Below are 22,124 nucleotides of genomic sequence, written 5' to 3'. Positions count from 1 at the left end.
GCACCGCCGTGGTGCTCCTCGTCGCCCTGCTGTGGGCCGGCCTGGACCAGGCCACGAAGGCGTGGGCCGAGGCCACCCTCACCCGGGGGGAGTCGGTGCCGGTGCTCGGCGAGGTCCTGCAGCTGCACCTCACCTACAACTCCGGGGCGGCCTTCTCCCTTGGGACCGGCTGGACGGGTGTCGTCACGACGGTGGCGACCGTCGTGTCGGTCCTCATCGTCTGGCAGGCGTTCCGCACCCGCAGCCTGGTGTGGGGCATCACCCTCGGCCTGCTGCTGGGCGGAGCCGTCGGCAACCTCGTCGACCGCTACCTGCGCCCGCCCTCGGTCGGGCTGGGCCACGTCGTGGACTTCATCGCGCTGCCCAACTTCCCGGTCTTCAACATCGCCGACATGGGCGTGACCACCGCTGCCGTCCTCATCGTCCTGCTGTCGCTGCGCGGCTACCACCCTGACGGCACCCGTGAGGGCGAGGATCGCGCCGATCTGGAGGAGGCCCGGTGAGCGACTTCCGGCTGTTCACCGTCCCCGAGGGGCTGGAGGGGGAGCGCGTCGACGCCGCCCTCCCGCGGCTCCTGGGGCTGTCCCGGTCGAGGGCGGCGGCCCTGGCGGGTGAGGGTCACGTCGTCGTGGACGGTCGCACGGTCGGCAAGTCCGAGCGGCTCACCGCCGGCGCCTCGCTCGAGGTGCGGATGCCCGCGGCCGTCGAGCCGGCCGAGCTGGCCGTGGTCGCGGAACCGGTCGAAGGCATGAGCATCGTGCACGACGACCCGGAGATCGTCGTGGTCGACAAGCCCGCCTTCGTGGCGGCCCACCCCAGCGTCGGCTGGACCGGCCCGACCGTGGTGGGTGGGCTGGCGGCCGCCGGCTACCGGATCTCCACGTCGGGGGCCCCGGAGCGGCAGGGCATCGTGCAGCGGCTCGACGTCGGCACGAGCGGCCTCATGGTCGTGGCCAAGTCCGAGCGCGCCTACACGGTGCTCAAGCAGGCCTTCCGTGACCGGGTGGTCGACAAGACCTACCACGCCCTGGTGCAGGGTCTGCCCGACCCGCACGAGGGCACCATCGACGCCCCCATCGGACGCCACCCGGGGCACGACTACCGGTTCGCGGTGATGACCAGCGGCCGGCCCAGCATCACCCACTACGAGCTGCTCGAGGCGCACCGGCGGGCGAGCCTGCTGCAGATCCACCTCGAGACCGGTCGGACCCACCAGATCCGGGTGCACTTCTCCGCCCTCCGGCACCCCTGCTGCGGTGACCTCACCTACGGCGCCGACCCCACGCTGGCGCGCGACCTGGGCCTGGACCGCCAGTGGCTGCACGCCACCGAGCTCGCCTTCGACCACCCCGGCAGCGGCGAACGCGTGAGCTTCGCCTCGGCATACCCGCAGGAGCTGGCGCAGGCGCTGGAGCGCATCCGCGGGTGACCCGGGACGGGGCGGGAGGAGTGTCAGCGAGGCGAACTAGGATTCCGTCCTGATGTCAGCACCCACCAGCAGCAGCGTCCGGCGCGAGCAGAACTTCGTCCACCTGCACAACCACACCGAGTACTCCATGCTCGACGGTGCGGCGCGGATCACCGACATGTTCGAGACGGCCGCCGAGCTGGGGATGCCGGCGATCGCGACGACCGACCACGGGTTCATCTTCGGTGCCTACGAGTTCTGGAAGACCGCCCAGCGCTACGACGTCAAGCCGATCATCGGGCTCGAGGCCTACGTCACGCCGGGCACCCACCGGACCGACAAGACCCGGGTCAAGTACGGCGACGGGGGCCGCGACGACGTCTCCGGAGGCGGCGCCTACACGCACATGACGCTGCTGGCGCGCAACAACAACGGCATGCACAACCTCTTCCGGATGGCCTCCCTGGCCTCGATGGAGGGCTACTACTTCAAGCCCCGCATGGACCGCGAGCTGCTGGAGACCTACGGCCAAGGTCTCATCGCGACCACCGGCTGCCCGTCCGGGGAGATCCAGACGCGGCTGCGGCTCGGGCAGTGGGACCAGGCGGTCCAGTACGCCTCGGACATGAAGGACATCTTCGGGGCGGACAACTACTTCCTCGAGCTCATGGACCACGGCATCCAGATCGAGCGGGTGGTCCGTCAGGACCTGCTCCGGCTGGCCCGGGAGCTGTCCCTGCCGCTGCTGGCGACCAACGACCTGCACTACACGCACCAGGAGGACGCCAAGGCGCACTCCGCGCTGCTGTGCGTGCAGTCCGGCTCGACGATGCAGGACCCCAACCGGTTCCAGTTCAACGGCGACGGCTACTACCTCAAGTCGGCCGCCGAGATGCGCGACGTCTGGCGCGAGCTGCCGGAGGCCTGCGACAACACCCTGCTGGTGGCCGACCGCTGCGACATCTCCTTCACCGAGGGCGAGGGGCGCTACATGCCGCGCTTCCCGGTCCCGGAGGGCGAGGACGAGACCAGCTGGTTCATCAAGGAGGTCGAGACCGGTCTGCAGCGGCGCTACCCGGAGGGGGTCCCGGACTACGCGCGCAAGCAGGCGGAGTACGAGTCCGAGGTCATCATCGGCAAGCAGTACCCGGGCTACTTCCTCGTCGTCGCCGACTTCATCAACTGGGCCAAGAAGAACGGCATCAAGGTCGGCCCCGGCCGCGGCTCGGGCGCCGGCTCCATGTGCGCCTACGCCATGGGGATCACCGACCTCGACCCCATCCCGCACGGCCTGATCTTCGAGCGCTTCCTCAACCCCGAGCGGCAGTCGATGCCCGACTTCGACGTCGACTTCGACGACCGGCGCCGCTCGGAGGTCATCCGCTACGTCACCGAGAAGTACGGCGACGAGCGGGTCGCGATGATCGTCACCTACGGGACCATCAAGGCCAAGCAGGCGCTCAAGGATTCCTCCCGGGTCATGGGCTACCCCTTCGCCATGGGGGAGAAGCTCACCAAGGCCATGCCGCCCAGCGTCATGGGCAAGGACATCTCGCTGGCCGGCATCCAGGACCCGCAGCACAAGAGGTATGCGGAGGCCGGCGAGTTCCGTGAGCTGCTCGCCGAGGACGAGCACGCCGCCGAGGTCTTCGACACCGCCACGGGGCTGGAGGGCCTGAAGCGCCAGTGGGGCGTGCACGCGGCCGGCGTCATCATGTCCAGCGAGCCGCTCATCGACGTCATCCCCATCATGCGCCGCGACCAGGACGGCCAGATCATCACCCAGTTCGACTACCCGACGTGCGAGTCGCTCGGGCTGGTCAAGATGGACTTCCTGGGGCTGCGCAACCTCACCGTCCTCGACGACGCGATCACCAACATCAGGGACAACCGGGGCCAGGACATCGACCTGGACGCTCTGTCCAAGGACATGACCGACCGGGCGACCTACGACCTGCTGAGCCGGGGCGACACGCTCGGGGTCTTCCAGCTCGACGGCAACGGGATGCGCCAGCTGCTCCGGCTCATGCAGCCGGACACCTTCGAGGACATCTCGGCGGCGCTCGCGCTCTACCGGCCAGGCCCCATGGGCGTCAACGCCCACACCAACTTCGCCCTGCGCAAGAACGGCAAGCAGGAGAACACCCCGCTGGACCCCGAGCTCAAGGGCAAGCTGCAGCCGGAGATGGAGGCGGCCCTGCAGCCCATCCTGGAGAACACCTATGGTCTCTGCGTGGCGGGGGAGACGCCCATCATCGACGCCGACACCGGCGAGCGGGTGCGTGTCGATGAGCTGGAGGACCGTGTCAGGCAAGGGTTCTTCACGCTCGGTGTCGACGAGCGCGGAAAGGTGGTCCGGCGACGGGTCACCCACTGGTGGCAGATGCCTGACAAGCCGGTTCTCACCGTCACGACGAACTCGGGACAGCAGCTGCGCCTGTCAGCGGACCACCCGGTGCTGACGGCGCGTGGGTGGGTCGAGGCCGGCGAGCTCCGTGCTGGGCACGACCGGATCGCTCGACCCCGGGATGTCTTCGACTACCGCACCCCTTCTCCTGTTCGGCCTGAGGAGGCTGCCCTGCTGGGCTATCTCCTGTCGGACGGCTACATCACCCTGCACGAGAACAGCTTCATCAGTTCCAGCGTGGAGTTGCGTGCCGAGGTGTCACAGCTCTGCACCACGCTGTTCGACGACACGTTCCCCGTCGAGGAATGCCTGGACAGGACCGCCGCCCGGGTGCGGTTCGCCGCCTCACCGGCGGGTACGGGTTCGGGCCGGAACCCGCGACGTGGCCGCTTCGCGAGCATCGGCATCAACGCGTGGTTGCGCGATCTCGGCTTCACCACCAAGACGACCTCGGCGGACAAGTTCATCCCCGAGGTGCTGAAGCGCAGCGATCCGCTGGCCCGGAGGCGCCTCGTGGCGGCCCTCTGGGACGGTGACGGTCACGTCGGCGCCAAGCTGGCCTACTACAAGACCATCAGCGAGCAGCTGGCGCGCGACGTCCTGGAGGTGTTGTCCAGCCTGGGCATCCCTGCCCGACTGCACGAGGCCGGGGAGTACACCTCGATGCGTCGTGGTCGCCAGCGGGTCTGGACCGTTCACGTGTTCGACGAGCGCTTCTGGCGGCTCGTGACCCCCTTGATGGTCGAACAGCGCAAGGTAGCGGCGCGAGCGGACCGGCAGATCGCCTCGCGCAGCCGCGGCCTGAACCGTCAGCGCATGCTCGAGCACGCGAGCGATGTGCTGCGCGAGGCTCCTGAGGTGTCGGCGCGGACGAAGAACTCCATGGGGTGGGGGCCTGCTTCTCTCGCCGGGCTGCACCGCCACCTCTGGAGGCATGGGCTGGTGACGGAGGCGAAGACGAGCCACCCGGCCGAGGGTGAAGGTGGCTTCTACCCGCTCAATGCCACGGCGGAGGCATACCTCGAGGCCATGGGCACGGACGAGGACCGCTTCTACGCATCCATGGACTGGAACCGGGTGGTGGACGTGTCCGTGGGCGAGGCCGAGCCGGTCTACGACATCACCGTCGACGACATCCACAACTTCGTCTCGCAGGGCATGGTGCTCTCCAACTGCATCTACCAGGAGCAGGTCATGGAGATCGCCCAGAAGCTGGCGGGCTACACCCTGGGCAACGCCGACCTCCTCCGGCGGGCCATGGGCAAGAAGAAGAAGGAGGTGCTCGACGCCGAGTACATCCCCTTCTCGGACGGGATGAAGGCCAACGGCTACAGCGAGGCCTCCGTCGCCGCGCTGTGGGGCGTGCTCGTGCCGTTCTCCGACTACGCCTTCAACAAGGCGCACACGGCCGCCTACGGCGTCATCTCCTACTGGACCGGCTACCTCAAGGCCAACTACCCGGCCGAGTACATGGCCGCCCTGCTCACCAGTGTGGGTGACGACAAGGACAAGACGGCGCTCTACCTCGCCGAGTGCCGCCGGCTGCGCATCCCCGTGCTGCCGCCGGACGTCAACGAGTCGATCGGCACCTTCGCCGCCGTCGGCGACGACGTCCGCTTCGGCCTGCAGGCGATCCGCAACGTCGGGGCCAACGTGGTCCAGGCCATCGTCGCCACCCGCGAGGACAAGGGCGCCTTCACCTCCTTCGAGGACTTCCTGCGCAAGTGCCCGGCCGTGGTCTGCAACAAGCGCACCATCGAGTCGCTGTGCAAGGCCGGGGCCTTCGACGGGCTCGGCCACACCCGGCAGGGGCTGGTCACGGTCCACGAGCGGTATGTCGAGGCGCTCGCCGACGAGAAGAAGCAGGAGGCCATCGGCCAGGACAGCCTCTTCTCCGGGCTGTCCTTCGGCGGTGACGACGACAGCGAGGGCGAGCCGCTGCAGATCGTCACCCTCCCGCCCATCCCCGGCATCGAGTGGGACAAGACCGCCCGGCTGGCCTTCGAGCGCGAGATGCTGGGGCTCTACGTCTCCGACCACCCGCTCAACGGCATCGAGCACATCCTGTCCCAGCACGCCAGCGCCTCCATCCTGCAGCTCATCGGCGAGGACGGCGCCAAGGACGGGGACTTCGTCACGGTCGCCGGGCTCATCACCAACCTGCAGCTCAAGCGGACCAAGAACGGCGACCCCTACGCGCGGGCCAGCGTCGAGGACATGGCCGGCTCGCTCGACGTCGTCTTCTGGCCGAAGACCTACATGACGATCTCGACCATGCTGGCCGAGGACACCGTCGTCGTGGTCAAGGGCCGGTTGAAGAAGGACGACTCCACCGAGCTCATGGCCAACGAGATGATGCTGCCGGACATCAAGACCGGGCCGCGGGGGCCGGTCGTGCTGACCATGACCCCGACCCGCATCAACGACGTGCTGGCCCACCAGCTCAAGGGGGTGCTGGCCAACCACCCTGGCGCCACGGAGGTGCACGTCCGGCTGACCCAGCCCGGCCGCACCGTCCTCATCAAGCTCGACGAGGGGCTGCGGGTCACCGCGACCCCGGAGCTGTTCGGCGACCTCAAGGCCCTGCTCGGCCCCGCCTGCGTCGGCAGCTAGGCACGCAGCGGCGGCGCAGCCCCAGGCCTCCCGCTGTCCCCACGCGCCACGGCGTGCGGAGACATGTGCATCTGACAGGGGTATATCCCCGTCAGAGGCGATCGTCCCGGCAGCCTGTGGCGCCTGGTGCAGATGTGGCTCGAGTGGTCGCCCCTGGTGCGCGGTGCCGGCGCCGAGGAGGCCGCGCCACCCGCGAGAGCCTGGCCGCGGTCGCGGGGGATACCGCTAGCGCGCCCCTTCGGTCTGGTCCGGTGCGGGCACGACCAGCGGCGGTGAGGTGGCGCGGAGCACGACCTCCGGACGGTCCAGGCGGCGCGCGGCGAGCTGCGCCCGCCACCGACCCGGGGCGGCCGCCACGCCGAGGGACACCCGGGTCTCCCGCGTCGTGACCTCGGTCACCTGCTCACCGCCGCGGGTCAGCGTGAAGGTGTGCTCCAGGGGCCAGCCGGCCCGCTCCGCCCCCACCCGGGCGGCCACGAGGGTGCCGTCCTCGACCTCCAGGTGGCAGAAGACACCGGGGTCGGTGCGAGGATCGGCCTCGAAGGGCTCCAGGCCCGCGGTGGGGGCGTTCGCGGCATACTCGCGCAGGCTGCGCACCGACCCCTGCGCCCCCGAGCGCACCGGCGCCACCTCCGTCCGGTCCCGCCGGCGCCACGGCCGTCGTCGGTCGGGCCGGACCGTGACCTCCAGGCAGGCCGGGGGGTCGCCGGCGGGGGCGGCGAGCGCCCGGAGCACCGAGGCCACCCGCACCACCGTGGTCGCCGGGTTGAGCGCCGAGGTGCTGACCAGGTCGGCGACGGAGGCCACGAAGGCGCTCGTGGCCTCCCCGGGCGCCAGGTCGTGCAGCCGCCACAGGTCGTGGACGGCCCTCGTCTGCGCGGCCGTGCGGATGTCGAAGCGCAGCGGCCCGCTGGTCCAGCCGCGCCGGAAGTGGTTGGGGTCCTCGGCGGCGAAGTAGTCCGGGACGCGTTCGCGGCCGAACGGTCCCCGCGGGGCCCGCGGGAGCGGGGAGGGCGCCCCGCCGCGCTGCTGCCACAGCTCGGCCGGCCAGGTGCCGGAGGCGAAGCGGTGCCGGTTGAGGTCCGGGCGCAGCCGCTCGACGACGTCGAAGGCGGCCAGCCCGAGGTCGCGCCCGGCGAACGGCAGCAGGTGCGCCGCCCGCAGGAACTCCGGGGTCGCCAGCGGGTGCAGAGCCAGGCTGCGTCGGTGGGCCGAGTGGAGCACGTGGCCGAAGTGGGCGCGGTTGCGGTGCAGCCGGTAGTGCGCGTCGACCTGCTGGCCGACGGGGGCGTCCGGCAGCAGCGAGAAGGCCTCGACGACCGCGTCCTCGCCCGCCTCCCGGGCACCGGGTGGCAGCGCAGCCCCCCGGTGGAGCACCAGGTCGTGCAGCCGCCGCAGGTCGGCCTCCAGGGACGCGAGGGTCTGCCCCATCTCCGCGAAGGGCGCCCCGGTGCGGATGGCCCGGTATGCCGTCCGCAGCAGCTCCCCGGCGCCGCCCCGGACGGCGACGTAGGGGACGGTGGGCCAGCGCAGCTGCCGCTCCGCCGAGGCCGCCCACTGGCTCCCGGCGTGGAAGCTCTGGTGGTGCTCGATGCTCTCGGCGAAGGACAGCATGCGGTCCTCGTAGTCCGGCTCGACGTACCACGGCCGCCCCGCGGCCCGCCGCAGCTCGTCGGAGACGACGAGGTCGCGCCACAGCCCTGCACGACCCGCCGCGTCCGCCCACCGGCTCGGGTCCGCCGCCACGAAGCTGGTCCGGTCCAGCACGCCCGCGTGGTCCAGCAGCGACAGGACGACGCGGCTGTCCTTGCCGCCCGAGGCGAAGACCCGCAGGTCCGGCACGGCGTCGCCGACCTGGGCCAGCAACCCGCTCGCGCGGGCGATGCCGGCGTCCAGCAGCTCGTCGTACCCCCGGCCGCGCGGGTCGGTGGTCATCGGTCGTGGGACGGTGCCGACCCCCCGGTCGGAGATGACCAGCAGCTCGTCCGGGCGTAGGCACCGGACCCCCTGCACCAGGGTGCGACGGGACCACTGGTTGCGCAGGAGCACGTGGTTCGAGGCCAGGGTGGTGTGCGCGACCGGCCAGTCCACCTCGAGCTCCACGCCGTCGCCCCGCAACCGGTCCACGACGGCGTCCAGGGTGGTGCCGAGGTAGACGTCCTGCCCGGTGGTGCCGGGCTGGACGGACCAGAAGAGGTGCCCGAAGCCATGGAAGTCGCTCATCGCCACCCAGGTGCGCTCCGCGTCGTCGCTCAGCAGGCCCACCCACTCGCCGGTGACCTCCACGAGGTGCTCGAGGGTGTGCTCCCGCGGCGCGGGGCCGTAGACCTCGCTCACCTCCGCCGGCCCCAGGAGGAGACCCTCGGCCTCGCGCAGCCGCACCTGGGCATACCGGGAGGGACGCAGGGACGGGGTGCCCCCGCGGCCCGCGCCGCGCACGACCCAGCAGGCCCGGCGGTGGCGGACGGGGCGGGAGATCATGATGTGCCGATGGTATGCCGACCCCACCCGGGCGGCGGTGGACGCGCACCGTCGGCGGCCCCGGCTCCGGGGTAGCGTGGGGTGGGTGACCCATGAGCCCGCCCCGCCCCGCGCCGCCCGTCTCGACGTCGTCCGTTCGCACCACGGCGAGGACGTCGTCGATCCCTACGAGTGGCTGCGGGACAAGACCGACCCGGACGTCATCGCCCACCTCGAGGCGGAGAACGCCTACACCGAGGCCCGCACCGCGCACCTGGGCGAGCTGCAGCAGAGCATCTTCGAGGAGATCAAGGGCCGCGTGCAGCAGACGGACCTGTCGGTCCCGGTCCGGCACCGTGACTGGTGGTACTACACCCGCACCATCGAGGGCGAGCAGTACGCCGTCCACGGGCGGGTCGCCGTCGGCGAGTCGCCGGAGCGGCCCGAGCTCGACCCCGGCGCGGCCCCCCAGGGGGAGGAGGTGCTGCTGGACGGCAACGCCGAGGCGCAGGACGAGGAGTTCTTCAGCCTGGGCGCCTTCGACGTGACCCCGGCCGGCGACCGGCTCGCCTACGCGGTGGACACCACCGGCGACGAGCGCTTCGACCTGAGGGTCAAGGACCTCACCAGCGGCGAGGTCGTCGACGACGCCGTGCGGGGCATCGGCTACGGCACGGCGTGGAGCGCCGACGGAGGGCACCTGTTCTACGTCCGGGTCGACGACGCGTGGCGCCCGCACCAGGTGTGGCGCCACCGGGTCGGTGCCCCGGCCGAGGAGGACGTGCTGGTCCACCAGGAGGACGACGAGCGGTTCTGGATGGGCGTCGGCACCTCGCGCGACGACCGGCACGTCATCGTCTGGCTCGGCAGCAAGAACACCTCCGAGGTCCGGCTGGTCGACGCCGAGGACCCCACCGGCGAGCTCCGGGTGGTCGCCCCCCGCGAGGAGGGGGTGGAGTACGACGTGGAGCCGGCGGGCGAGCGCCTGTGGATCGTGCACAACCGGGACCACCGCGACTTCGAGCTCGCGGTCGCGCCGGCGACGACCACCTCGGCCCGGGACTGGTCGACGGTGGTGCCCGGCGAGGACGGGGTGCGGCTGGCCGCGGTGGAGGCCTTCGCCGGCCACCTCGTGCTGTCCCTGCGCAGGGACGGGCTGACCCAGCTGCAGGTCCTGCCCCTGTCCGGGCAGGGGCGCCCGGTGGGGGAGGGCTACCAGGTCCCGGTCGAGGAGCCGGTCTACACCATCGAGACCGGCACCAACCCGACCTACGAGACCGACACCCTGCAGGTGCTCGTCGAGTCGTTGGTCACCCCGCGCAGCGTGCTCGACCTGGACCTCGGGAGCGGGGAGCTGACCCTTGTCAAGCAGCAGCCCGTGCTGGGCGGCTACGACCCGGCCGACTACCAGCAGCAGCGGCTCTGGGCGACCGCGCAGGACGGCACGCAGATCCCCATCTCGCTGGTCGCCCGCCGCGACGCCGAGCCGGACGGGAGCCACCCGGGTCTGCTCTACGGCTACGGCTCCTACGAGATCTCGGTGGACCCGCACTTCTCGATCTCCCGGCTGTCCTACCTCGACCGCGGTGTCGTGCACGCCGTCGCGCACGTCCGCGGCGGCGGGGAGATGGGGCGCGGGTGGTACGAGGACGGCCGCATGGAGCACAAGACCAACACCTTCACCGACTTCGTCGCCTGCGCCGACCATCTGGTCGAGACCGGCTGGGTGGCTCCCGACCGGCTGGCCGCGGAGGGCCGCTCGGCCGGGGGGCTGCTCATGGGTGCCGTCCTCAACCTCGCGCCCGAGCGCTTCCGCGTGGTCCATGCCGGGGTCGCCTTCGTCGACGCGCTCACCACCATCCTCGACCCCTCGCTGCCGCTGACCGTGAGCGAGTGGGAGGAGTGGGGCAACCCGGTCGACTCGGCGCAGATCTACCAGCTCATGCGCTCCTACACCCCCTACGAGAACATCCGGCGGGTGGACTATCCGGCGATCCTGGCCACGACGGGCCTCAACGACACCCGCGTGTTCTACGTCGAGCCGGCCAAGTGGGTGGCCAAGCTCCGGGAGACCGTCACCAGCGACCCGATGCAGCGTCCGATCCTGCTCAAGACCGAGATGGTCGCCGGGCACGGCGGCAAGACGGGCCGGTACGACGCCTGGCGCGAGACCGCCTTCGAGATCGCCTTCGTCCTCGACCAGCTCGGTGCGACGGACCTCGTGGTCGGATAGCGCTTCGGAGGATTTCCGGCGGATCGCGCATATGACCGTCAATCGTCCTGTAGATCTGGCAAGATGGCGGATGAACTCGGCAATCTGCGAGACAAGAGGAGACGACGGTGTCCGAGCCCTACAAGGTGACCTACGCGACCCTGACCGCTGACAACGACGACCTGCACACGGCCTACGAGGCCGGTGTCGAGGTGGCCCGCGGCTGGCTCGGGGCGGAGATCCCCGCCCCCGGCGACCCGGCGCCCGGCGATCCCGTCGACGTCACCAGCCCCGCCGACCCCTCCGTGCTCGTCGCGCGGGTGCGGGCCTCCTCGCCGGGCGCCGTCGACGCCGCCGTCGAGGCGGCCGCGGTCGCCGGACGCGCCTGGGCGGCCACGCCCTGGCAGGAGCGGCTCCCGGTGCTGCGCGCGGTCGCCGACCTCATCAGCGAGCGCGCCAACGAGCTGGCCGCCCTCATGACCATGGAGGTCGGCAAGAACCGCCTGGAGGCGCTGGGCGACGTCGAGGAGTCGGCCGTCTTCTTCCGCTACTACTGCGACCAGGTGGAGAAGAACGGCGGGTTCGAGGCGGCGATGGAGCAGCTCTCCGCCACCGAGACCACCCGTTCGGTCCTGCGTCCGCACGGCGTCTGGGGCGTCATCAGCCCCTTCAACTTCCCCATGGCGCTCGCCGCCGGCCCCGCGGCCGCCGCGCTCGTGGCCGGGAACGCAGTCGTCCTCAAGCCCTCGGTCCAGGGCACCCACGTCGCGTGGAAGCTCTACGAGACCATGCTCGAGGGCGGTCTGCCCGAGGGACTCATGCAGATCCTTCCGGGCGGGGACGACGTCGGGAAGGCGGTCGTCGCGCACCCGGGCATCGACGGGCTGACCTTCACCGGCTCCTACGCCGGCGGGATGGCCGTCATGGACGCCTTCCGCGGCGACTACCCGCGACCGGTCATCACCGAGATGGGTGGCAAGAACCCCACGATCGTCACCGCGAGTGCCGACCTCGAGGCCGCGGCGAAGGGCATCACCCGGTCCATCGCCGGCGCCTCGGGGCAGAAGTGCTCGGCCTGCTCCCGCGTCTACGTCGACGCGGCCGTCCACGACGAGCTGGTCCAGACCCTGGGCAAGGCGCTGGGTGCGGTCGTCGTCGGGGACCCGCTGGAGCGCGACACCTTCTGCGGACCGGTCATCGACGCCGAGGCCGTCGAGCGCTTCCGCGGTGCGGTCGAGCACGCGCGCGAGGCCGGCGGGACCGTCGTCGCCGGCGGCGAGGTCCTGCAGGGCACCGAGGGCCTCCCCGGCTACTTCGTCCAGCCGACGCTCATCTCCGGCCTGCCCGCCGACGACGAGCTGTTCACGAGCGAGCTCTTCGTGCCGCTGGCCGTCGTCGCGCCCGTCGACGGGCTCGACGAGGCGCTGGAACGCGCCAACGACACGGTCTTCGGGCTGACCGCCGGGCTGTTCGCCGGCGAGCAGGACGAGATCGACCGCTTCCTGGCGGGCATCGAGGCGGGCGTGGTCTACGTCAACCGGCCCGCCGGTGCCACGACCGGTGCGTGGCCGGGCGTGCAGCCGTTCGGCGGCTGGAAGGGCTCGGGCAGCTCGGGCAAGGCGGGCGGCGGCCTGCACTACGTCCAGCTCTTCATGCGCGAGCAGTCCCAGACCGTCGTCACCGGCTGAGCCGGGTCCGCCCGGCCCGTCCCACCGCCCCTCCGCCCGCCCCCGACCGTCCTCCCGCCCCCGCCCCTCCCGGGCGAGGGCCGGACAGGACCTGGCCGCGCGGCATACCCCGACCTCACCCACGACCCGAGGAGAGTCCTCATGACCGACACCACCCTGGCCGAGCCGACCACCGACTGGGCCGACCCCTCCCGCCCGGTGCCCGACCTGCGCACCGAGCTCCCCGGCCCGCTGACCCGGGAGGTCGTCGCCGGCGACCAGGCCATCACCAGCCCGTCGCTGCCGCGCGCCTACCCCTTCGCCCCCCGTCGCGCCCGCGGCTGCCGCATCGAGGACGTCGACGGCAACCTCTTCCTGGACTTCAACGCCGGCATCGCGGTGAACTCCACCGGCCACGCCCACCCCGAGGTGGTGCGGGCGGTCCAGGACCAGGCTGCCGACCTGCTGCACTACTCGGCCAGCGACTTCTTCCTGCCGGTCTACTCGCAGATGTGCCACGCGCTCGCCCGGACCGCGCCGATGAGCGAGCCGGTGCGGGTCTTCCTCACCAACTCCGGCGCCGAGGCCGTCGAGGGTGCTCTCAAGCTCGCCCGCTACGCCACCAAGCGGCCCTACGTCATCAGCTTCTTCGGCGCCTTCCACGGCCGCACCATGGGGGCCGTCTCGCTCACCAGCTCCAAGCCGAAGTACCACCAGGGCTTCGGTCCGCTGCTGCCGGGCGTGCTGCACGTCCCCTACGCGGACCCGGCCAAGGTGGCCGCCGGCGAGGACGCCTCCGACACCGCGACCTTCGACGCCCTGGAGACGATCTTCCGCCACGACGTGGCCCCCAGCGAGGTCGCCGCCATCTTCGTCGAGCCCATCCAGGGCGAGGGCGGCTACATCGTCCCCGGCGCGGGCTGGATGCGCCGGCTGCGCGAGCTGTGCGACGAGCACGGCATCCTGCTGATCGCCGACGAGGTGCAGTGCGGCATGGGCCGCACCGGCACCATGTGGGCGATCGAGCAGACCGGTGTCGAGCCCGACGTCCTGCTCTCCGCCAAGGGCATCGCCTCGGGCCTGCCCCTGGGGGCCTTCATCGCCAAGGCCTCGCTCATGGAGAGCTGGGGCACCGGGACCCACGGCTCCACCTACGGCGGCAGCCCCGTCCCGTGCGCGGCCGGGCTTGCGACGTTGCGCGTCATCGAGTCCGAGGGCCTGCTGGAGCACGCCCGCGCCGTCGGCGAGGAGATCCTGGCCGGGCTGCGCGAGATCCAGGCCGCCCACCCCGAGGCGGTCGTCGACGTCCGCGGCGTCGGTCTGATGATCGGCGTCGAGTTCGCCGACTCCGCCCTGTCGGCCGCCGTGCAGCAGGCCGCCTTCGAGCGTGGCCTGCTCGTGCTCGAGGCGGGCGAGAGCGTCGTGCGCATGTCGCCCCCGCTGGTGGTCACGCCGGAGGAGGCCCGCACCGGTCTGCGCCTCTTCGGGGAGGCCGTCGCAGCCGCCGCAGGCGCGGCGTCGCACGGCGGCTGACCCCATGGGCTCGCGGCACGTCTTCTCCCGCGGCGGCGGCGACCGGGTCCGCATCGACCACGGCGAGGGCGCGGTCCTCGTCGACGTCGACGGGCGCCGCTACCTCGACGCGGCCGGTGGCGCGGTCGTCGTCGGCGTCGGCCATGGGGTGGAGGAGGTCGTGCAGGCGGCCGCCGCCCAGGCGTCGCGGGTCGCCTACGTGCACGGGTCCACCTTCTCCAGCGAGGTGCTGGAGGAGTATGCCGACGCCCTCGCCCCGCTGCTCCCGCTGGAGGACCCGCGCATCTACCCCGTCTCCGGGGGGAGCGAGGCGGTGGAGTCGGCCCTGAAGATGGCGCGGGCCTACCACCTGGCCCGCGGGGAGGACCGGGACGTCGTCATCGGCCGACGCGGCTCCTACCACGGCAACAGCAGGGGTGCCTTGAGCGTGTCCGGTCGCGCCGGGCTGCGGGCCCCCTACCTGCCCTGGCTCACCGGCGCCGAGCACACCAGCACCCCCTACGAGTACCGCTGCGTCTTCCCGGACACCCATCCGCACGGCTGTGGCGCGCGCCACGCCCAGGTGCTGGAGGAGACCATCGAGCGCATCGGCCCCGGGCGCGTGGCGGCGTTCATCGCCGAGCCCGTCGCGGGTGCCGGGCTGGGGGCCTGCGTCCCGCCGGACGACTACTGGCCGGCGGTGACCGAGGTATGCCGTCGCCACGGCGTCCTCGTCGTCGCCGACGAGGTCATGACCGGCTTCGGGCGCACCGGCCGGTGGTTCGCCAGCGAGCACGTCGGCCTGCGTCCGGACGTGCTCACGGCCGGGAAGGGCACCGCCTCGGGCTACTGGCCGCTGGGGCTCGCGGTCGTCAGCGGCCCGGTGCACGAGGTGCTGTCCCGCGCGGGGTTCGTCCACGGCTTCACCTACTCCCACCACGTCGTCGGTGCCGCCACCGGGCTGGCCGTCCTGCGCATCCTGGAGCGGGACGGCCTCGTCGAGGCCTCGGCCCGGCAGGGTGCCCGGCTGCACGACGCCCTCCACCGCCACCTCGCCCGGGTCCCCGGCATCGGTGACGTGCGCGGGCGCGGGCTGCTGCAGGCCGTCGAGCTGGTCGCGGACGAGACGACCCGGGAGCCCTTCCCCCGTGCCGAGCGGGTGACCGAGCGGGTCACCGAAGCCTGCCGGGAGCAGGGGGTGCTCGTCTACCCGAGCACCGGCTGCGCGGACGGGACGAACGGCGACCTGCTGCTGCTCGGCCCCCCGCTCGTCGTGAGCGACGCCGAGGTGGACCAGATCGCCGCGGGGGTGGCCCGCGGCATACACCAGGTGCTCGGGGCCACCGGCGGCTAGCGTGGGCGCCATGGCCTGCCTCTTCTGCCGCATCGTCGCCGGCGAGGAGCCGGCGCAGACCGTGCTCGAGCGGGAGGAGGTCGTCGGCTTCCTCGACACCCGGCCGGTCTTCAAGGGGCACGTGCTGCTCGTGCCCCGGCGCCACGTCGACACGCTCACCGAGCTGCCCGACGACCTCGTCGTGCCGCTCTTCGGTGCCGCTCGTGACGTCGCGGGGGCGGTGCGGACGGCGCTGGGGGCCCAGGGCAGCTTCGTGGCGATGAACAACGTGGTCAGCCAGTCGGTGCCGCACCTGCACGTCCACGTGGTGCCGCGGACGAAGGGCGACGGTCTGCGCGGGTTCTTCTGGCCGCGGACGAGGTATGCCGGCCCCGAGGCGGCTGACTACGCCGCCCGCCTGCGCGAGGCGCTGGACCCGGGTGCCTAGGTGTGGTCGGGCCCGCGCAGCCCGGCCACCTCGGCCCGCAGCTCGCGGACCTGCTGCGTGAGCTCGGCGACGTCGGCCGCCGTCGCCGGCTGCCGGGTGGGGTCGGGCTCGGCGATCCGCTCCAGGAGCCACGAGGCGAGGCTCGCCGTGACGATGCCGAGCAGCGCGATGCCACACAGCATGAGACCCACCGCGAAGAGGCGCCCCTCGCCGGTGACGGGGGCGTAGTCGCCGTAGCCCACCGTGGTCACGGTCACGAAGGACCACCACAACGACTCCTGCCACGTCCGGATCGTCGCGTCCGGGTGGCCCCGCTCGGCGTTGAGGACCGCCAGGGAGGAGATCGTGACGACCAGCAGGGTCGCGGTGGTGACGTAGAGCGCCACGTGGCCCCGCAGCTTCTCGCCGGCCACCTGGTGGACGAAGGAGAGGGCGGCGACGAGGCGCAGGGGCCGCAGCGCGGGCAGCGCCACCGCCGCGAGGTCCACGGGGTGCTTGCGGATGAACTGCCACCGACGGGGTGCCACGACGAGCCGGTAGGCGTAGTCCACGAGGAAGACGCCCCAGATGGCGTCCTGGACCACCGTGCAGGTGCGCAGGACGCTCGAGGGCAGCGCCGGGTTGACGATGGGGATGGCGAAGGCGATGAGGAAGACGATGGCGGCGATCATCAACGGGGTCTGGGTGCGCGACTCCCAACGCTCCAGGCGGTTCATGCCCGCCATGATCCCAGGCCCGGTGCCGGGGCACGGGACGCCGAGGGAGGTTGTCGGTGCCGTGTGCGAGGCTGGGCGCGCCGGAGGAGGTGGAGCGGATGCTCGTGCTGGGACCGCAGCGGGTGGTGTGGAGCCCGTCGGACCTGCGTGCGGCACTGGGGTGCGAGTACGCCTTCCTGCGGCACCTCGACGCCGCGCTGGGGCGGACGCCGCGCCCGGAGCCGCGACGCGACCCCGTGCGCGACCTGCTCGCCCGGCTGGGCGACCGGCACGAGGCCGAGCTGCTCACGGCATACCGGGACCGCGGCGGGCTCCTCGAGCTGACGCGACCGGCCCCGCCGCTGTCGGTGGAGTCGTTGCGCGAGGCCGCCGGGGCGACCCGCGCCGCGCTCGCCGGGGACGCCCTGGCGGTGTCCCAGGCGTGCCTCTTCGACGGGCGGATGCTCGGCTACGCCGACGTGCTCGAGCGCGCGGACGACGGCTGGCGCGTGTGCGACGCCAAGCTGGCCCGCTCGGAGTCGGCGCTCGCGCTGGTCCAGCTCGGCGCCTACGCCGACCAGCTCCGCCGCGCGGGTGTGCCGGTCTCCGCCACCGCGAGCCTGCTGCTCGGCTCCGGCGAGCGGCGCGACCTGCCCACGGACGATCTCGTCGCGGTCTTCTCCGAGGTGCGCGGACGGTTCGAACGGTTCGTGCGGGGGCACCTGGAGGAGGGTGAACCGGTGCGCTGGGGCCAGGACCGGTATGCCGTGTGCGGACGCTGCGAGGACTGCCTGGCCGCCGCGGAGGCCGCGGACGACGTGCTCCTCGTCGCCGGGGTGGACGCGCGACGACGTGGCCGGCTCCGGGAGGCGGGGATCGCGACCGTCGCCGACCTGGCCGGCGCGCAGGAGGCGCCGGAGGGGATCGTGGCCGCCTCCTTCGACCGGCTGCGCGACCAGGCTGAGCTGCAGGCAGGCAGCACGGACGGCGCCGCCGTGGCCCACCGGTTGACCAACTCCGCCGCACAGACCCTGGCCCTGCTCCCTGCTCCCAGCGAGGGCGACCTCTTCTTCGACTTCGAGGGCGACCCGCACCACGACGAGGGCGACCGGGCCCACGCGGGTCTGCAGTACCTCTGGGGCGTGCTCGACACGGCCGGGTGCTACACCCCGACGTGGGCGCACTCCTTCGCGGCCGAGCGCGACGCCTTCGTCGCCTTCGTCGACGACCTGCAGGAGCGACGCCGCCGGTGGCCGGACCTGCACGTCTACCACTACGCCCCCTACGAGACCGGCGCGCTCAAGGCCATGGCGATGCGCTACCGGGTACGCGAGGAGGAGCTCGACGACCTCCTGCGGGCCGAGGTCTTCGTCGACCTCTACGCGGTGGTGCGCGGCTCGGTCCTCGTCGCCGCCCCGTCCTACAGCATCAAGAAGCTGGAGCCCCTCTACATGGGCTCCCAGCTGCGCCCGGAGGACGGCGTGAGCTCCGGTGACGCCTCGATCCTGGCCTACCACGAGTTCCGCCTCCTGGAGGAGGCCGCTCCCGCGGAGGCCACCCGGCGGCTGGACGACCTGGCCGACTACAACCGTTACGACTGCGTCTCGACGCTGCGGCTGCGCGACTGGTTGCTGGAGCGGGCCGAGGAGGCCGGGGTGCGCGACCAGGTCGTGCCCCGGGTGCTGGTGCCGCAGGCCCGGGAGAGCGCCGAGCAGGAGGGCGTGCTGGAGGAGGCGCTGCAGGCCCGCGCCGGGGCCGGGCCCGCGCACGACCGGACGGAGCAGGAGCAGGCCTGGGCCATGCTGGCCACGGCGATCGGCTACCACCGGCGGGAGGCCAAGCAGTTCTGGTGGGGCCACTTCGACCGGCTCCAGCACCCCCTGGAGAGCTGGGCGCGCACCCGCGACGTCTTCGCCGTCGAGTCCGCCGAGGTGGTGGCCGACTGGACGCCCCCGGAGGGCAAGGCCCGCAGCTGGCGGCGCACCCTGCGGCTCGTGGGCGACTGGGGGCCGGGGAGCACGGCCCGGCGCGCGCAGGTGGTCTACGCCGCTCCCGGGCCCGCGCGGGCCGATGGTCCGGAGGGTGCGCCCTACGCCGCGGCCCGGGCGGACGGGATCGAGCTCGACGCGGACGACCCGCGGGTGGTCCGGCTGGTCGAGGCCCGCCCGCCCGACGACGTCTTCGCCGACCTGCCCGTGGCCCTCGCTCCGGACCGTCCGCCTCCCGCCGAGCCCATCCCGACCGCCATCGCGGCCGTCGCCGCCGAGGCCCTGGCCCAGCATGAGCTGCCCGGTGCGGCGGCCCTGGACCTGCTGGCACGTCGTCCACCGAGGCTGCGCGACGGTGGTGCGCTCCCGCACGGCGGCGGGGAGGGGGCGCTCGGTGACGTCGTGGCGGCGCTGCTGGCGATGGACGACTCCTACGTCGCCGTGCAGGGCCCGCCCGGGACCGGCAAGACGTGGACCGGGTCCCGGGTCGTCCGTCGGCTGGTGGAGGAGCACGGCTGGCGGGTCGGCGTGGTGGCGCAGTCGCACCTCGTCGTCGAGAACGTCCTCGGTGCCATGGTGCGGGCGGGGCTCGACGCAGGACTGGTCGCGAAGTCGGCACCGAAGAGCGCCGAGCCGACCTGGACCACCCTGACGGACACGACGGCGGCGCGGGCGGCATACCTCGAGGAGCACCGGGGGACCGGGTGCGTCCTCGGCGGCACCGCCTGGACCTTCTCCCACCCCGACCTGGTCGAGCCCGGCGGCCTGGACCTGCTCGTCATCGACGAGGCGGGGCAGTTCGCGCTCGCCCCGACCGTCGGGGCCGCACGGTCCGCCCGCCGTCTCCTGCTGCTGGGCGACCCGCAGCAGCTGCCGCAGGTCAGCCAGGGCACGCACGCCGAGCCGGTGGACGAGTCGGCGCTGGGCTGGCTCATGGGGGAGGAGGAGACGCTGCCGCCGGAGCGGGGGTACTTCCTGGAGCACACCTTCCGCATGCACCCGGCGCTCACCGCTCCGGTGTCCGACCTGGCCTACGCCGGCCAGCTGGGCTCCGCGGACCCGCCGGCCCGGCGGCTGCTCGAGGGCCTGGAGCCAGGCCTGGAGGTCGTGCGGCTCGAGCACCGGGGCAACCGGACCGGGTCGCCGGAGGAGGCGGCCGAGGTGGTCCGCCAGGTGCGGGCGCACCTCGGGGCCACCTGGACCGACCCCGAGGACCACTCCGGGCCGCGACCGCTCCGGCAGCGCGACATCCTCGTCGTCGCCCCCTACAACGCCCAGGTGGCGCTCGTCCGGGAGCATCTCGCCGAGGCCGGGCTGGGGCAGGTCCGGGTCGGGACGGTCGACGCGTTCCAGGGGCAGGAGGCCGTCGTCGCGATCCTGTCGATGACCGCCTCGTCCGCCGCCGACGTCCCGCGCGGTATGGGGTTCCTCCTGAGCCGCAACCGGCTCAACGTCGCGATCTCCCGGGCGCAGTGGCGGGCGGTGCTCATCCGCTCCGAGGTGCTCACCGCCCACCTGCCGGCGAGCCCGGCGGCCGTGCTCCAGCTGGGGGCCTTCATCAGGCTGTGCGACGCAGGGGCGAGGGCCGGCGTGCTCCCCGGCGGGCCGGCGGGGTGAGGGTGGACCGCTACGGCGCGCTCACGGCCCGGTCCTACGACCTGCTCTCCGGCGAGCCGGTGTACGCGGTGGGCCGACGCCTCGCCGTCCCGGCACTGGGACTGCGACCCGGCCAACGGGTGCTGGACCTCGGCTGCGGGACCGGGCTCAACCTTCCGGCGCTCCTGCACGATGTCGGCCCGACGGGCACGGTCGTGGGCCTGGACCGCAGCCCCGCGATGCTGGAGGTGGCCCGACGCAAGCGAGCCTCGGCGACGGGTCCGGGGCGGCTGCGGCTGGTCCAGGGGGACATGGCCGACCCGGAGGCGCTGCGGGAGGCGGCCGCGGGCCTGCCCTTCGACGCCGTCATCGCGACCTACGCGCTGTCACTGACCCCCGACCCGGCAGGGGTGTGGCGCTCAGTCACCGGTGTGCTCCGGCCGGGCGCGGGTGTCGCCGTCGTCGACATGGCGCCGCCCACCGGCGCCGCCGCCTGGGCCGCGCCGCTGGCCCGGCTGGCCTGCTGGCTCGGCGGAGCCGACATCGGGGCCCGTCCCTGGGTGGTCGTCGAGCCGGAGCTGAGCCGGCCCCGACGCTGGGTCCGACGGGGCGGCCACGTCCAGGTGCTCGTCGGCACGTGGCGGTGAGCCGCGGCGGACCCGCCGCGCCGGCGCCGGTGCGGCTGCGCGCGGCCGTCCGGATGAGCCGCCCCGACCAGGTCCTGCTCGTCCTCGCGGTCTACGCCGTGGGCTGGGTCGCGGGGACGGCGGGGGTGAGGACCGGTGGGGTGGCGCTGCCCCCGGCCGGTGCGGCCCTGACCGCCCTGGTGGTCGTCGCGGTCGCGACCAGCGTGCACGTGGTCAACGAGTTCGCCGACGTCGAGACCGACGCCCGCACCGTCCGCACCCGGTTCTCCGGCGGCAGCGGGGCCCTGAGGGAGCACGGGCTGCCCGCCGCGTTCGCGCTGCGCGTCGCCGTCTTGGCGGCGGCACTCGCTGCGGTGCTGACAGCTCTCGGCCTGGTGACCGGGATCGTGAGCGGGCTGGTGGCCGCGCTGCTCGTGCTCGGTCTGGTGGGCGGATGGGGCTACTCCGTCGGGCCCTGGCCGTTCTCACGGCACGGGTGGGGCGAGGTGGCCAACGCGCTCCTGGGCGGCCTGCTGCTGCCGGCCACCGGGGCCGTGGTCGCCGGTGCCGCGCTCGGGCCCGCGGCCCTCACCTTCCTCCCCTTCACGCTGCTGACCTTCGTCAACCTGCTCGAGACGCAGTGGGCCGACCGCGACGCCGACCGCGCGGCGGGAAAGCACACGCTGGCCACCCGGCTGCGGGCCCCGGTGCTGCGGCGACTCGGGGCGGTGGCTGGTGTGGCGGCATACGGTCTGAGCCTGGTCGTCCACCCCTGGCCGGTCGCGCTCGCCGGCCTCCTCGCGGCCCCGCTGTCCGCCCTCGGCGTCCACCGCCTCGGCCACGGGCGGCCCGGGCCGTCCGTGGCGGCCATGGTCGCCTTCGTCCTCCTGCAGGGGGCGGCCTGGTGGTTCCTCCGCTGACGCGCTTCGTCAGATGTCGACCCTGATGCGACACCTTCCTCACGCTACGGAGGGCAGACAGCTCGTTCCTCGCTGCCCTCCGCTGACGCGCTTCGTCAGATGTCGACCCTGATGCGACACCTTCCTCACGCTACGGAGGGCAGACAGCTCGTTCCTCGCTGCCTGCCCTCCGCTGACGCGCTTCGTCAGATGTCGACCCTGATGCGACACCTTCCTCACGCTACGGAGGGCAGACAGCT

13 protein-coding genes are annotated in these 22,124 nt (G+C 72.9%); 11 read left to right on the top strand and 2 right to left on the bottom strand.

Going from position 1 to position 22,124, the window contains the following annotated elements; translation table 11 throughout:
* Nucleotides 1-8 precede the first annotated feature (8 nt).
* The 3 genes from lspA to dnaE are packed head-to-tail and all read left to right on the top strand — an operon-like array spanning nucleotide 9 to nucleotide 6,428.
* On the top strand, nucleotides 9-503 hold the full coding sequence (gene lspA, locus Q0967_RS00065; RefSeq protein ID WP_298748135.1) for a signal peptidase II: 495 nt from the start codon (nucleotides 9-11) through the stop codon (nucleotides 501-503).
* Nucleotides 500-1,429 carry an RluA family pseudouridine synthase gene (locus Q0967_RS00060; RefSeq protein WP_298748137.1) on the top strand — a complete coding sequence of 310 codons (930 nt, stop codon included), beginning with the start codon at nucleotides 500-502 and terminating at the stop codon, nucleotides 1,427-1,429. Before lspA ends, Q0967_RS00060 begins: the two co-directional genes overlap by 4 nt.
* Before the next feature lie 52 nt (nucleotides 1,430-1,481).
* Entirely contained in the window at nucleotides 1,482-6,428 is a 4,947-nt protein-coding gene (dnaE, locus tag Q0967_RS00055; RefSeq protein WP_299448763.1) for a DNA polymerase III subunit alpha, read from the top strand.
* 225 nt (nucleotides 6,429-6,653) lie between these two features.
* Here the strand turns inward: dnaE and Q0967_RS00050 are convergent, their stop codons facing one another.
* Nucleotides 6,654-8,909 (bottom strand): hypothetical protein, encoded by a 2,256-nt coding sequence (locus Q0967_RS00050; RefSeq protein ID WP_298748144.1) that lies wholly within the window; start codon nucleotides 8,907-8,909, stop codon nucleotides 6,654-6,656.
* Between the two features lie 85 nt (nucleotides 8,910-8,994).
* On the opposite strand from Q0967_RS00050, the gene Q0967_RS00045 reads away from it, so the two are divergent.
* The 5 genes from Q0967_RS00045 to Q0967_RS00025 all read left to right on the top strand — a co-directional run bounded on the left by Q0967_RS00045 (nucleotide 8,995) and on the right by Q0967_RS00025 (nucleotide 16,060).
* Nucleotides 8,995-11,121, top strand: coding sequence for a S9 family peptidase (locus tag Q0967_RS00045; protein ID WP_298748147.1), 2,127 nt, complete (start codon nucleotides 8,995-8,997; stop codon nucleotides 11,119-11,121).
* 107 nt (nucleotides 11,122-11,228) lie between these two features.
* Nucleotides 11,229-12,788, top strand: coding sequence for an aldehyde dehydrogenase family protein (locus Q0967_RS00040; protein ID WP_298748149.1), 1,560 nt, complete (start codon nucleotides 11,229-11,231; stop codon nucleotides 12,786-12,788).
* 141 nt (nucleotides 12,789-12,929) lie between these two features.
* Nucleotides 12,930-14,300, top strand: a complete 1,371-nt coding sequence (locus Q0967_RS00035; protein ID WP_298748150.1) for an aminotransferase class III-fold pyridoxal phosphate-dependent enzyme — start codon at nucleotides 12,930-12,932, stop codon at nucleotides 14,298-14,300.
* A 4-nt stretch (nucleotides 14,301-14,304) separates the two neighbouring features.
* On the top strand, nucleotides 14,305-15,633 hold the full coding sequence (locus Q0967_RS00030; protein ID WP_298748152.1) for an aspartate aminotransferase family protein: 1,329 nt from the start codon (nucleotides 14,305-14,307) through the stop codon (nucleotides 15,631-15,633).
* Nucleotides 15,634-15,643: 10 nt separating this feature from the next.
* The gene (locus tag Q0967_RS00025) at nucleotides 15,644-16,060 is read left to right on the top strand and encodes an HIT family protein (protein WP_298748155.1); all 417 of its coding nucleotides are present in this window, start codon (nucleotides 15,644-15,646) and stop codon (nucleotides 16,058-16,060) included.
* Here the strand turns inward: Q0967_RS00025 and Q0967_RS00020 are convergent.
* Nucleotides 16,057-16,776 (bottom strand): potassium channel family protein, encoded by a 720-nt coding sequence (locus Q0967_RS00020; protein ID WP_298748159.1) that lies wholly within the window; start codon nucleotides 16,774-16,776, stop codon nucleotides 16,057-16,059. The two genes, Q0967_RS00025 and Q0967_RS00020, sit on opposite strands and share 4 nt — an antisense overlap.
* A 56-nt stretch (nucleotides 16,777-16,832) precedes the next feature.
* Between Q0967_RS00020 and Q0967_RS00015 the strand changes: the two genes are divergently transcribed.
* The 3 genes from Q0967_RS00015 to Q0967_RS00005 are packed head-to-tail and all read left to right on the top strand — an operon-like array spanning nucleotide 16,833 to nucleotide 21,885.
* Nucleotides 16,833-20,360, top strand: a complete 3,528-nt coding sequence (locus Q0967_RS00015; protein ID WP_298748162.1) for a TM0106 family RecB-like putative nuclease — start codon at nucleotides 16,833-16,835, stop codon at nucleotides 20,358-20,360.
* Nucleotides 20,357-20,986, top strand: coding sequence for a class I SAM-dependent methyltransferase (locus tag Q0967_RS00010; RefSeq protein WP_298748163.1), 630 nt, complete (start codon nucleotides 20,357-20,359; stop codon nucleotides 20,984-20,986). Before Q0967_RS00015 ends, Q0967_RS00010 begins: the two co-directional genes overlap by 4 nt.
* Nucleotides 20,977-21,885 carry a UbiA family prenyltransferase gene (locus tag Q0967_RS00005; protein WP_298748165.1) on the top strand — a complete coding sequence of 303 codons (909 nt, stop codon included), beginning with the start codon at nucleotides 20,977-20,979 and terminating at the stop codon, nucleotides 21,883-21,885. Before Q0967_RS00010 ends, Q0967_RS00005 begins: the two co-directional genes overlap by 10 nt.
* The last annotated feature ends 239 nt before the right edge of the window (nucleotides 21,886-22,124 follow it).

Origin of the sequence: uncultured Serinicoccus sp. (genome assembly GCF_947500995.1) — a bacterium.
Taxonomy (GTDB): Bacteria; Actinomycetota; Actinomycetes; order Actinomycetales; family Dermatophilaceae; genus Ornithinicoccus.
Note: the sequence above shows the minus strand (reverse complement) of the source record. Positions and strands in the feature narration are given on the sequence as shown.

What these genes read in the sequence shown, in the direction of transcription:
- dnaE (WP_299448763.1), top strand. Translation starts at nt 1,482, where the DNA reads ATGTCAGCACCCACCAGCAGCAGCGTCCGGCGCGAGCAGAACTTCGTC.
- Q0967_RS00050 (WP_298748144.1), bottom strand. Translation starts at nt 8,909, where the DNA reads ATGATCTCCCGCCCCGTCCGCCACCGCCGGGCCTGCTGGGTCGTGCGC.
- Q0967_RS00035 (WP_298748150.1), top strand. Translation starts at nt 12,930, where the DNA reads ATGACCGACACCACCCTGGCCGAGCCGACCACCGACTGGGCCGACCCC.
- Q0967_RS00030 (WP_298748152.1), top strand. Translation starts at nt 14,305, where the DNA reads ATGGGCTCGCGGCACGTCTTCTCCCGCGGCGGCGGCGACCGGGTCCGC.
- Q0967_RS00025 (WP_298748155.1), top strand. Translation starts at nt 15,644, where the DNA reads ATGGCCTGCCTCTTCTGCCGCATCGTCGCCGGCGAGGAGCCGGCGCAG.
- Q0967_RS00020 (WP_298748159.1), bottom strand. Translation starts at nt 16,776, where the DNA reads ATGAACCGCCTGGAGCGTTGGGAGTCGCGCACCCAGACCCCGTTGATG.